A 12,775-nucleotide genomic window follows, 5' to 3' on the forward strand; every position below is an offset into this window, starting at 1 on the left:
CGGGAACAATCACGCGACGCTGGTTTCGTCACATGCTCGACAGGACTGTGCGGCGTGATGTATGTTTCTCTGTTCGCCACTTCGCAGGAGGACCCAGTGTCACGAATCCGCCGCTTTAGCCTCGTCGCCGTTCTCACGGCGATGCTGCTCGCACTTGGCCTGCCGACGTTCGCAGCGTCGCCGGTCACGATCAGCGGTACAGTCACCGACCCGTCGGAGTGGCTGGGCAGCTCGGACCGCGAGTCCATCGAAGAGGCCGCCAGCGAGGCCGCGGCGTCCGGAGTCACCATTTCCTTCGTCTTCGTTGAGGACCTCTCCGGCTCCAGCGTGAGCCAGTGGTGCTCGCAGACCATCGAGAATTCATCCCTCGGATACTACGACGTCGTCTACGTCCTGGCGTACACGGAACGGGTCAACGGCGCCTGCTCCAACAACTCTCAATCCAGCTCGCTGCTCAACACCGCCGTTGCGGCAAGTAATAAGCAGCTCAAGTCCAATCCACTCACCCCGAGCGACGCCGCCAGTGCGGCGGTTGTATTCGCGAAGACGCTCTCCACGAGCCAGGCATCAAGCACGCCCTCCGCCTCCCCCCGGCCCACCAGGGGATCGTCGTCCTCCTCGTCGGGCAGCCTGAACACCCTCTATATCCTGTCCGCCCTCTTCTTCGGAGGCCTGATCCTCATCGGCATCACGGTCGCCATCTCCTCGCGGCGTAGCAAGAAGAGCGCGGCGCACGCCATGGCCATCGACACGGTCGCGGCCGAGAAGGCCGTCCAGGAGGCCAATCGCCAGCTGCTCGCCGCCGACGAGCAGGTGCGCACCGCGACCGACGAGCTGAACTTCGCGCGAGCCCAGTTCGGGCTGACCTCGACGGACGAGTTTGCCCGCGCGATCGAGAACGCGAAGGCAGCGGTCACGCGCTCTTTTGATCTCCAGGTGCGCATGAACGATGCGACCGCCACGACCGAGCGCCTAGAGCTCGCGAAGAAACTCATGCGCGATCTGGGCGCAAACCTGAATCCCCTCAGCCAGATCCAGGCCGCCTTCGCTACCAAGCGCGCGGAGGAGGCGACGCTACCCGAGCGCATTCGCGAGGCCCGCGAGCGCCTCGCCGAGGAACTCACCGACCTCGAGCGCGCAAAGTCCGAGCTGGCCACGATCGCGGGCATCTACCCCGCACAGATGCTCGCATCCCTCCAGGACAACCCAGAACAGGCCGCAGCCCTGCTGACCTCGGCGCGCTCCGCCCTGGACACCGCCGACGAGGTGGTGGACACGGACCGCGCCCGCGCCGCCAGCGCCCTGGACACCGCCCACCGCGCCCTGACGATGGCCAACCACCAGACGGACGCGATCTTCACCGCAAAGTCCGACCTCGACGCGATCCACGACCGCCTGGCGGCCGCTATCGGGTCGATCTCCGCGGACATCGCGGACGTCGAACGCCTCGACACCGATGCCACGACCTTCGACCCCCTCGTCGCCGACGCACGAGCCGCAATCTCGGAGGCGCAGGCGGCCCTGGCGAGCAACGGGGATCCTCTCGCCGCGCTCGAGCACCTGCGTGCCGCTGAGGCGACCCTCGACGCGGCGCTGGCGCCGCTGCGCACCAACCAGGAGGCGCGCGACAAGGCATTTGCCGCGGCCAAGAGCCAGATCGCTCTCGCCGAGTCTGCCGTCGGCCAGGCGCAGCGCTACGTGCAGGGGCGCCGCGGCGCCATCGACCTGCAGGTGCGCGGCACGCTGAACAACGCGGAGCAGGCGCTGCGCGCCGCGCACGACACCCTCGATAAGAACCCCGAGGAAGCCGCCACCCACGCTGCCAATGCCCGCGCGTTTGCGGACCGTGTGATGGCAACCCCGATCCAGCCGGCCGCGGGTTCTTGGGGAAGCGGCCCGAGCAACAACGGGTCTTACACCGGGTCCTCGCTCGGCGACTTCCTCCTGTGGTCCACGCTCTTCTCCCAGTCCGGCCCGGGCTACCAGGGTCGGCACGACCGCGACTATGATCGCTTCGATCACTTTGACCGTGGCTCCCGTTCCTCCGGTTCCGGATGGTCCTTCGCGTCCAGCTCCGGTTCCGACTGGGGCGGCGGCTTTAGCGGCGCATCGGTATCCAGCGACGACTCCAGTTGGGGCGGAGGCTTTAGCGGCGCATCGGTATCCAGCGACGACTCGAGCTGGGGCTGATCCCGGACAGATCCTCTATCTCTTATCACTGGGAGTTTCTGACTGCGTGACCCGCAGCGAGCGTTTATCAGTTCACCAACGAACAGGAGGGTAACGTGTCACGGATCCGACGCCTCGGCCTCGTCGCCATCATGGCGGTAGCACTGCTCGTCGGCGGCGCGCCCGCGTTCGCAACCGAGCCCCTCACCACGAACGGTCACGTCACCGATCCGGACTCTTTCCTGAGCGACGAGCAACGCGCGACGATCGAGTCTCCCGCGCAGTCGTTCTACAGCACGTACAACACGATCATCGACGTCGTCGTGGTCCCCAACTTCTCGGGTCAGAAACCGTCCGATTGGTGCAAGGCTACCCTCAAGCAATCACGCACAGGCGAAAAAGGCATCCTCTACGTTGTTTCCTACGAGGATGGCACGGATGCGTTCTGCACGGACGCGAAAATGGCTCGGGAGATGTCGGATTACAGCACCAGGATGATGATGGACAGCGCGCTCAGTGCCGCCCATCGCAAGTACAAAACAACGCCATTGCCCCCCGAAGAGGCAGCGGCAGGTGCCGAGGCCTTCATTCGCGACCTGCGCAGCTCATATGACATCAGCGCGGATCTAGCTGCCAGCCACCGCAAGCGCCAGGAACAAGAGAAAAAGGCGAGGGAAGAAAGAGAGAAGGAAGAAAAGAAGAGGAAACGCGGCGCTAACATCCTCATTTCTGCGGTCGTTGTGATCGCCATTGTCTCCAACGTGTGGGTGTGGGTGCGGAAATTGAACGGAGACGATGAACCCGCTACTGAGACCACGTATCGCACCCCAGAGACCGAGGAATACACCCCGATCGTGGACACCGTGCGGCGCGACGCCCTGAGGGCCGCTACGGAGGCCAGGCGGCGCCTCTCGGAGGCCGAGGAGCAGGTGCGCGCCGCGGAAGAGGACTGGAACTACGCTCGCGCGCAATTCGGTAGCGCTGCGACCGAACAGTTCGGGCACCGCCTCGAGGCGGCAAAGGACGCTATTGCACGCGGCTTCGACACCTACGAACAGATAGAGCGCACCCCAGACGCTCACGCTAAGCGACGCCTCGCCTCGACAATCACGGCGGATCTCGACAAGAACCTTCCGCCACTCCAGGATGCTCGCCAGGAGTTCGCCGCACAGAGCGAGAAGCGGCTATCGCTCCCCGCCCAGGTCGCCGATGCCCGTGAGCGCCTCGTCGAGGAACTCGCTGACCTGGAGCGCGCGAAGGAAGAGCTGACGAGCATCGCGGGTCTCTATCCCGGTTCCATGCTCGCTTCCCTCCAGGACAATCCGGAGCGCGCCGCTGCGTTGCTCGAGTCCGCTCGTGCAGCGTTGGAGACGGCCAAGGCGCATCTTGACACCGATCCCACCCGCACTGCCTCGGCGCTGGATACCGCTCAGCGCGCGCTGTCCATGGCAAACGCGCAGACGGATGCCATCTTCTCCGCCAAGACCGACCTCGATACATTCCGCGAGAAACTCGCCGCTTCCATCGGATCCGTGTCTCAGTCCCTCTCGGATGCGAAGCACCTCGATTCCGCCGCCGCTTCCTTCGGCCCCCTTCTGGACGAGGCGGAGGCCGCCATCGCCTGCGGCCAGCAGGCGCTGGTCAGCGACGAGGACCCCCTCGGCGCGCTTGAAAGCCTCCGCGATGTGGAACTCCGGCTGGAAGCGGTGCTCGCCCCTCTGACGACTCAGGATGGCGCGCAGCGCAGGGCACGCGAGACCGCCGAGCGCGACATCCGCAATGCCGATGCTGCCCTGACACGGGCTCGCGAGCACTTGAACAGGCACGAAGGGTCGGCCCTGTTCGACGTCAACAAGCTGATGCGCGAAGCCGAGCAAGCAGTGACCGCGGCACGCGAAGCCCTCGACGAAGATCCCCTGCAGGCAAGCGCAGCGGCCTCGCGCGCCACGACGCTCGCTGAGCGCGCGATTGCGGCACCAGGGCGACACTAAAGGAGGCGTTCGACGACCCAATGCTTACCCCCGTCGGTGCAGGCGCAAGTGTCACCCGTACCTGATCGTCGTATACACTCATCACAGACCAACATAATGTGACAGACCGTACACGATTATGTGGACATCACGATCCGCAATCATGTATTTTTATCTGTTCGCCACTCACCAAGGAGGATCGCGTGCCACGGATTCGAGGCCCTCGGGCACGCGCGCACCATGATCCACGCACCGTGACGACGACACCCTCCCCGACACGTACCGGTCCACCATCCGGTTCGGACTCGCTGTAGTCCACCCACCTAGACCTGCGAGGCTCTCTCCTCGCGCACAACCCGCGCACATGCGCACCACCCCACAAAGGAGAACATCATGGCCGAAAAGCAGACGATCATGGGCCGCATCGCCCAGCTCGCCAAGGCGAACATCAACGCGCTCCTCGACAAGGCCGAGGATCCGGAGAAGATGATCGATCAGCTGGTTCGCGACTACACCAACTCGATCATCGAGGCCGAGAACGCGATCGCCCAGACCCTGGGCAACCTGCGCCTGGCCGAGAAGGACTACGAGGAGGACGTCAAGGCTGCCGCCGATTGGGGCCAGAAGGCCGCCGCCGCCTCCGCCAAGGGTGACTCCCTGCGCGCCGCCGGCGACGAAGCTGGTGCCAAGAAGTGGGACGACCTGGCCAAGGTCGCCCTCGGCAAGCAGATCCAGTTCGAGAACGAGATCAAGGCCGAGGAGCCCTCGCTCCAGGCCCAGCGCGACGTCGCCGAGCGCCTCAAGCGCGGCCTCGCCCAGATGAAGGACAAGCTCGCCGAGCTCAAGACGCGCCGCGACCAGCTGATCGCCCGCGAGAAGACCGCCAAGGCGCAGGCCCAGGTCACGGACGCCCTCGGCTCCATCAACATCCTGGATCCCACGAGCGAGCTCGGCCGTTTCGAGGACCGCGTGCGCCGCCAGGAGGCCCTCGCCCAGGGCAAGATCGAGCTGGCCGCCTCCTCCCTGGATGCCCAGTTCGCGGAGCTCGAGACCGACTCCTCGCAGCTCGAGATCGAGGCCCGTCTGGCTGCCCTCAAGGGCAAGTCGGAGGAGTGAGAGGAGCGGCCAAGCCGCACCGAGACTAAGGCCGGGCGGCCCCGCAAGGGGCCGCCCGGCTCGTTTGGTATCTCTGCGCTGCGCGTCGCGCGTCTCGCAGGCTTACAGGAAGGCCATCGGGTCGAAGTCGTCGATGTCGATGATGTGGAGCCTGGGCAGGCGTACCTGGAAGGCGTGCACGTCGTATTCGAGGTCGATGATTTCCAGGCCTCGTTCCTCCAGCTCGTGGAGCTGGGAGGAGAGGAATTCCTTGAAGCACATGACCGCGACGCGGCGGCCCTGGTCGAGGAGGGTCTCGATCTGGGGCAGGAAGTCGGCGTCGTGGCTGGCCAGGATGACGTCGCCGGTACCGAGCTGCGCGATCGCGTCCATGGTGCGCTGGAGGCCGACGTCGACGACCTTCATCTCGGCGGGACCCGACAGGGGAATCACCGAGTAGTCCATGGCCGTGAGCGCCTGAACGAAGCCCATCGGCAGGAAGCCGGACGAACCGTTGAGGAAGAACAGACCCTTGGCCTTCTGGCTCCAGCGGCCGTGCGCGCTCTCGAGGACACGATCCCAGCGGGGGCGCTCCTCGGGATTCGGGCGACGATCAAGGACAGAAAGGCCCAGCGTCGCGTCAATATTCTCGCCATCTACGACGAGGTATGTCGTTTGATTATTAGGATTTTCCATGGAATTAGAGTAACCGACGATTATCTAGACCGATGCGGCCTTGGGTCCTAGACAATCCTCCCCATCTCGACAAAGCCCGTTATGCTCCCGTCACCCCATCGATAAAGAAGGGGGATTCGATGGCTTGGCGAGCGAAGCACTGCGCGTCCTGCCCGCTGCCGAGGGCGGGCGGCCCATCAAGGACGAGAGTGGCAAGGCCGTGAATATATGCCCACAGGGTCACTTCCGCGTGGGGGTCGTCGGTTCCATAGGCGGTCTGCGCCAACGAACGTAGCTGGGAGCGCGCGGCCAGGCTGGCTTGCCTCAGCCCCGGGTGCGCCTCGGCGTCGTACATGTCTGATCGGAACATGATCCGAAAGACGCCGGGATTTGCCAGCGCGCACGACAGGTAGGCGTGCCCGGCGGCTCGCGTCACGTCCTGCGGTGATGCCCCATCACTACGCTCCCTGGCCTCACGCAGTGCCCGTTCAAGGGAGCGGTAGCCCTCCTCGACAAGCGCCACGAGGATTCCTTCACGCCCCTGGAAGTGGTGGTAGGGAGCTTGGTGCGTGCAGCCCGCACGACGAGCAACTTCGCGCATGGAGAGCGAAGAGGGCCCACCCTCATTGAGGAGATCACGGCTGATCGCGAGGATTGCCTCGCGCAGCCCCTCGGATGTCGTAGAGCGCGTCATGGACTCAGTGTAGCCGAGACAGCAGTCAGACTTGACAGTGTCTAGCGGGCATGTTGTCATAAGTAGACACTGTCTAGTTTTGGGAGTTTCCATGTATGACGCGATCGTTATCGGCTCGGGCATCGGCTCGCTCACGACGGCCGGCCTCCTTGCCGGAGTCGCGGGAGCACGCGTACTCGTCCTCGAAAAACACTGCACCCCAGGCGGCCTCACCCACTCATTCCGTCGGATGGGCGCTTCCTGGGATGTCGGACTGCACTACGTCGGCGACATGCACCCCGGATCCCGCCCACGCCAGCTCTTCGACTACCTGACCGGCGGCGCGCTCAGCTGGAATCGAATGCCCTCGGGCTACGACCGTTTCGTCCTGCCCGGCCACGGCCTGACCGTCACAATCCCATCCAGTATCGAGGAGTACCAGCGCCTCCTGATCTCCCTGTTTCCACGCGAGAAGAGAGCCATTCGACGCTACTGCCGGGACGTGACGCGCGCCTATTCGTGGATGTCGCTGCGCTACATGGCCGAGATGGTCCCACCACTTGCATCCCCTGCCATTCACCTCGCGCTCCGCCTGCGGACAGGATGCGCCCTGGAACGGACAGAGCACTACATGGAGCGCCGCTTCCGCGACCCGGCCCTTCGCGCCCTCCTCACCACGCATTGGGGCGACTACGGGGTCGAGCCCGCTCGCAGCGCGTTCGTCGCCCACGCGATGATCGTGTGCCACTACATGGACGGCGCGTGGTTCCCCCGCGGCGGAAGCGGGCAGATCGCGCGCATGATCGAGGAGCGGATCCGCGCAACCGGAGGTGAGATTCGCCTGTGCCAGGACGTCGACGACATCCTCATCAACAACGGGCGAGCAGTGGGTGTGCGCGTCACTGATCGCAGCGGTCCCACCCCCGTCTGCTACGAGGAGCGTGCTCCCATCGTGATCTCCGGCGTCGGCGCGCGCGAAACCTACACCCGGCTCCTGCCAACGACCGGTCCGGTCGGCGCGCTCACTGCACGTGTCCGCGACACGATCGCCCGCCTCGGGCACGGAGGCTCCGCGGTGACCGTCTACCTCACGCTCGACCACTACCCTGCCGGCGTGGACGGGTCGAACGTCTGGGTGAATACGTCCCCAGGACCCGACGACCTGGAGCAGATGACCGAGGGCCTGTGCCAGGGACACCCACAATCAGCCTTCGTCTCATTTCCGGGAATCAAATCCGGAGATCGCCACGCGACGGTAGAGATCGTGTCCTTCGCCCAGCCGGAGGCCTTCGAACGATGGTCGGGGACGAGGCCGGGGATGCGCGGGGAGGACTACGAACACCTGACGTCGGCGATGGCACGCGGACTCATCGACCTCGCGGACACGGCCATACCAGGCCTGAAAGACACCGTGCGCTCCGTCGAGGTCGGCACCCCACTCACGATCGAACACTTCACGTCACACGAGGGCGGATGCTTCTACGGACTACCTCTCACGCCTGAACGTTTCGCCGCGGACCTTGCCTCCCCCTCGACCCCCATCAACGGCCTCTACCTGACCGGACAGGACGCCGGAATGCCCGGAATCGTGGGCTCCGCCCTGGCTGGCATGTCGACGGCCTGCAGGGTCCTGGGTCCCGCAGGATACCCCCGCATCATGCGCTCACTGCGAGCTCAGGTCCCCACCCAGGATCACGCCGCACCCTCCCACGACACGACAACAGAATGCACGGCCGGAGCGACACGCTATGGGGCGACAGCGGGGCGCGCTCGCTGGCTCACTCCCACCACCCGCGACATCACACTTGAGCTACCGGAATGCGCGACGTGGGACGCAGGCCAGTACGCACTCGTTCGCGTCGCTCCATTCGAATGGCGACCTTACTCGCTCGCATCAGCCCCTGGGCGCACCGTCAGGCTCCTCGTTGACGTGCGCACGAAGGGCATGGGCGCCTCCTGGGCGAGCACCATCGCACCCGGCGACGACGTCGACCTCGAGCTGCCCTACGGCCGCTGGCTCATCACGCCAGACCGGGGCACGACCGACGCCGAGGCACCACGCCAGCGCATTTTCATCGCGACGGGCACGGGCATCGCCCCATTTCTCGCGGCGTTCGAGGCTGGCAGGCGCGACGAGGACATACTCATCGTCGGATGCTCACGGATGGAAGACGACCTGACAGGCAGAGTCGGTACACCGCTTCCCCAGCTCATTCGATGCGTCAGCCGCGAGGCGGCGTCCGGCACGTTTCACGGGCGTATCACCGACTACCTGAACGCGGAGGGCATCGATCCTGAGGCCACGTACTACGTGTGCTGCTCCGCCCGCATAGTCCGCGACATTTCGCGCATCATCCAGGCCGGGGGCGCACGCGTCTCATTCGAGACGTTCTAACGCGCCGCTCCCGCGCGCGACGAGGCCGGGACCGCTTCACGCAGCCCCGGCCTCGTCACTGTCTATGGAGTGACAATCACTTCACGTCGTCGTCGACCCAGTCGAGCGTACGCGTCACGGCCTTCTTCCACAGGCGGTAGGTGCGGTCGCGCTCGGCGGGCTCCATGGAGGGCGTCCAGCGCTTACCTTCCTGCCAGTTGGCCACGACGTCGTCGGTGCCCGACCAGTAGCCCACGGCCATACCGGCAGCGTAGGCGGCACCCAGAGCGGTCGTCTCGATGACCTTCGGGCGAACGACGTCGACACCGCACAGGTCGGCCTGGAACTGCATGACCAGGTCGTCGTGCGTCATGCCGCCGTCAACCTTGAGCTCCTTGAGCGGCACACCAGCGTCGGCGTTCATCGCGTCGAGGACCTCGGCGCTCTGGAACGCGGTCGACTCCTCGACGGCGCGGGCGATGTGGCCCTTGTTGACGTAACGGGTCAGGCCCACAATCGCGCCGCGAGCGTCCGAACGCCAGTAGGGGGCGAACAGGCCGGAGAAGGCAGGAACGAAGTAGACGCCGCCGTTGTCCTCGACCGTGCTGGCCAACTCGCCGATGTCCGAGGACTTGACGATCATGCCGAGGTTGTCGCGCAGCCACTGAACCAGCGAACCGGCGACGGCGATCGAGCCTTCGAGGGCATACACGGCCGGCTGCTCGCCGATCTTGTAGGCCACCGTGGTGAGCAGGCCATTGTCGGAGAAGACGGGCTCCGTGCCGGTGTTCATGAGCATGAAGCAGCCGGTGCCGTAGGTGTTCTTCGCCATGCCCTTCTCGAAGCAGGCCTGGCCGAAGGTGGCCGCCTGCTGGTCGCCGAGGATGCCCGCGATCGGGGTGTCGATGAGCAGGCCGTTCTTGCGGCCGTAGCCGTAGATCTCGGAGGAGGACTTGATCTCGGGGAGCATCGACATCGGGATGCCGAAGATCTCGCAGACGTCCTCACGCCAGGAGAGGGTGCGGATGTCCATGAGCATGGTGCGCGAGGCGTTGGTGACGTCGGTGCAGTGCACGCCGCCGTTGACGCCGCCCGTCAGGTTCCACAGGACCCAGGAGTCGGTGTTGCCGAAGTAGAGGTCGCCGGCCTCGGCGCGCTCGCGAGCACCCTCGACGTTGTCCAGAATCCACTTAATCTTCGAGCCAGAGAAGTAGGGGGACAGGCCCAGGCCGCAGATCTGACGGAAACGATCCGGGCCCTCGTCGCCCTCGAGCTCCTTGACGATGTCGGAGGTACGCATATCCTGCCAGACGATCGCGTTGTACACGGGCTCGCCGGTGTTCTTATCCCACACGACGGTGGTCTCGCGCTGGTTGGTGATACCCACGGCGGCCAGGTTGTGGCGGTTGATCTCCGCCTTCTGCAGGGCCTCCGCGACGACGGTACGAGTGGTGTCCCAGATCTCGATGGGGTTGTGCTCGACCCAGCCCGGGTTCGGGAAGATCTGCGTGAATTCCTTCTGGCCGACGGAAACGATTTCACCAGCGTGGTTGAAGATAATCGCGCGGGTCGAAGTGGTGCCCTGGTCAATGGCGAGAACGAACTTTTCGGTGGTCATGAGTATCCTTTCGGTGGCGTTGTCACGTCGTTGTGTATGCCGCGCCTAGCCACCTGCGCGGCTGTTGGGACTTCCCAGTCCCAGAAAATGTCACCCCGGCGGTGGGGTTTCACGCGGGCGAGGCCCCAGTGGCCTCGCCCGCGCACTCACTCTCAGGCGAGAATGAGGTAGTAGAGAACGGTGCCGACGATGGCGCCGATGATCGGGCCGACGACGGGAACCCAGGAGTAGCCCCAGTCGGAGCCACCCTTGCCCTTGATCGGCAGGATCGCGTGAGCGATACGGGGGCCGAGGTCACGGGCCGGGTTGATGGCGTAACCGGTGGGGCCACCGAGCGAGTTACCGATGACAACGATAATCAGCGCGACGCCGAGGGGGCCGACGTGGGTCTCGGTGTAGCCGGAGACGAAGATCCACAGGACCAGGACGGCAGTGCCGATGGCCTCAGTGAGGCAGTTCCAACCGTAGGAGCGGATCTCGGGGCCAGTGGAGAAAACGCCGAGCTTGAGGGCGGGGTCGCAATCCTCGTCGAAGTGCTTCTTGAAGGTCAGCCAGCACAGGACCGCGCCGACGAAGGCGCCGAGGAACTGGGCGACGATGTAGACCGCAACATTGGTGCCGGTGACGGGAATGTCACCCGCCAGGGTGACGTTGGAGTCGAACATGTGGGCGACGACCTTGGCGATCGTCACCGCGGGATTCAGGTGGCCACCGGTGCGGAACGCAACGTAGACGCCGGCGAAGACCGCCAGGCCCCATCCCCAGTTGATGAGCAGCCAGCCGCCGTCCTTGCCCTTGGACTTGGGCAGCAGGTTCGTGGCGACGACGCCACCACCGAGGAGCAGGAGGACGGCAGTGCCGAGGAACTCAGACCAGAAAATCTGGCCCGTGGTCGGGGCAGCCATATCGGCGGCTGCCGGGAGCAGTGTTGTGAGCATGTTTCCCTATCTTTCTCCGGCGCGTCTTCGCACCGGGTCACCGGTGTTGTACCACCGCTAACTGTGTACCGTCGAACAGTACCCACTCGGATATGGTTCGCGGGTCACATCACAGTATGGCACTTGATGCACGTTAGCCCAAACTGAGTGCACATCCGTGCAGACCTACAGGTGTGACCCTGGTCATCTGCCACGCATTGTTCCAGATTGTCCGACACTCGCTCTGATCTCCAAAATCACACATCTGCACGCCTGTGCATGGCACACTAGAAAACGTGACAATACGTGACGAACAGGCTCACGAGGCCGCCTCGATGTACTACCTCCAGGGGCAGACGATGGAAACAATCGCCCGCCACCTGCAGATATCGCGATCCTCGGTCTCGCGACTTCTCGCCCACGCGCGGGAGGTCGGCCTCGTACGCATTTCCGTTTCCGCATCCCCCGGACTCAAAGGCACTCTCGCCGGCCAGATCGCAGACCTGTTCGGTGTGCAGGTCTCCGTCGTCCCCGTCCACGACGTGCACACCGAAGTCAATCGCCTACACAACGTTGCACTCGTCGCCGCCGAACACCTTGTGGATATGCTCTTCCCCGGCGTCACTCTCGGCATCGCCTGGGGCAACACGACCGCGGAGGTCACCCGCGCAATGCCCCACGTATCCTTCCCCGGTTCAACCGTCGTCCAGCTCAACGGCGCAGCGACCGCCACCGAGTCCGGCATGCCCTACGCCGAGGCCATCATCGCCCGCGCTGCGAAGGCCATCGGCGGACGCATCGTCAACTTCCCCGTGCCCGCATTCTTCGACTACGCGGACACCAAAGAAGCGCTCTGGCGCGAACGCTCCGTTCAGTCGGTCCTCAACACGATCGACAGCGCGGATGTCGCCCTCTTCGGCGTCGGATCGATGTCCGCGCGCCTGCCCTCCCACGTCTACTCAGGCGGATTCCTCGACCCCAACGAGATCGCGGCAGCACAAAACGACGGGGTCGTCGGCGACGTATGCACCGTCCTCATCCGCGAGGACGGCTCCACGAACATGCACCTCAACGAGCGCGCGTCCGGCCCGTGCCCATCCACGCTCAAGAAGATCCCGCGCCGACTGTGCGTTGTCTCCGGTGCCTCCAAAGCCCTCCCGCTGCTGGGCGCTCTGCGCGCGGGGGTCGCCACCGACCTCGTCCTCGACGACGGTGCCGCGCACGAGCTCCTCGACCTCGTCCACACACGCATGTCGTCCCGACGCTCCTTCATCTAAACCGGCG

At 65.0% G+C, this 12,775-nt stretch carries 9 protein-coding genes; 5 read left to right on the forward strand and 4 right to left on the reverse strand.

Annotation, left to right across the window (positions count from 1 at the left end):
* The first annotated feature begins 54 nt into the window (after nt 1-54).
* The 3 genes from HMPREF1478_RS01890 (at nt 55) to HMPREF1478_RS01900 (ending at nt 5,255) form a co-directional block, all read left to right on the forward strand.
* Nucleotides 55-2,190 carry a coiled-coil domain-containing protein gene (locus HMPREF1478_RS01890; protein ID WP_016460385.1) on the forward strand — a complete coding sequence of 712 codons (2,136 nt, stop codon included), beginning with the start codon at nt 55-57 and terminating at the stop codon, nt 2,188-2,190.
* Between the two features lie 95 nt (nt 2,191-2,285).
* Nucleotides 2,286-4,160: a TPM domain-containing protein gene (locus HMPREF1478_RS01895; protein ID WP_016460386.1), complete on the forward strand. Its 1,875-nt coding sequence runs from the start codon at nt 2,286-2,288 to the stop codon at nt 4,158-4,160.
* Between the two features lie 372 nt (nt 4,161-4,532).
* Nucleotides 4,533-5,255 (forward strand): PspA/IM30 family protein, encoded by a 723-nt coding sequence (locus HMPREF1478_RS01900; protein ID WP_016460387.1) that lies wholly within the window; start codon nt 4,533-4,535, stop codon nt 5,253-5,255.
* Nucleotides 5,256-5,357: 102 nt separating this feature from the next.
* Here the strand turns inward: HMPREF1478_RS01900 and HMPREF1478_RS01905 are convergent, their stop codons facing one another.
* Together HMPREF1478_RS01905 and HMPREF1478_RS01910 are read right to left on the reverse strand one after the other, a co-directional pair.
* Entirely contained in the window at nt 5,358-5,930 is a 573-nt protein-coding gene (locus HMPREF1478_RS01905) for a PIN domain-containing protein (protein WP_016460388.1), read from the reverse strand.
* Between the two features lie 79 nt (nt 5,931-6,009).
* A complete protein-coding gene (locus HMPREF1478_RS01910; protein WP_034474811.1) occupies nt 6,010-6,603 on the reverse strand; it encodes a TetR/AcrR family transcriptional regulator in 594 nt (197 codons plus the stop codon).
* Between the two features lie 91 nt (nt 6,604-6,694).
* On the opposite strand from HMPREF1478_RS01910, the gene HMPREF1478_RS01915 reads away from it, so the two are divergent.
* A complete protein-coding gene (locus HMPREF1478_RS01915) occupies nt 6,695-8,977 on the forward strand; it encodes an FAD-dependent oxidoreductase (RefSeq protein WP_016460390.1) in 2,283 nt (760 codons plus the stop codon).
* A gap of 76 nt (nt 8,978-9,053) precedes the next feature.
* On the opposite strand, the gene glpK is transcribed toward HMPREF1478_RS01915, so the two are convergent.
* Nucleotides 9,054-10,574 carry a glycerol kinase GlpK gene (gene glpK / locus HMPREF1478_RS01920; RefSeq protein ID WP_016460391.1) on the reverse strand — a complete coding sequence of 507 codons (1,521 nt, stop codon included), beginning with the start codon at nt 10,572-10,574 and terminating at the stop codon, nt 9,054-9,056.
* Nucleotides 10,575-10,726: 152 nt separating this feature from the next.
* The gene (locus HMPREF1478_RS01925; protein WP_016460392.1) at nt 10,727-11,512 is read right to left on the reverse strand and encodes an MIP/aquaporin family protein; all 786 of its coding nucleotides are present in this window, start codon (nt 11,510-11,512) and stop codon (nt 10,727-10,729) included.
* A 314-nt stretch (nt 11,513-11,826) separates the two neighbouring features.
* On the opposite strand from HMPREF1478_RS01925, the gene HMPREF1478_RS01930 reads away from it, so the two are divergent.
* Entirely contained in the window at nt 11,827-12,768 is a 942-nt protein-coding gene (locus HMPREF1478_RS01930) for a sugar-binding transcriptional regulator (RefSeq protein ID WP_016460393.1), read from the forward strand.
* Nucleotides 12,769-12,775 lie beyond the last annotated feature (7 nt).

This window comes from Actinomyces sp. HPA0247 (genome assembly GCA_000411415.1).
In the GTDB taxonomy this organism is placed as follows: domain Bacteria; phylum Actinomycetota; class Actinomycetes; order Actinomycetales; family Actinomycetaceae; genus Pauljensenia.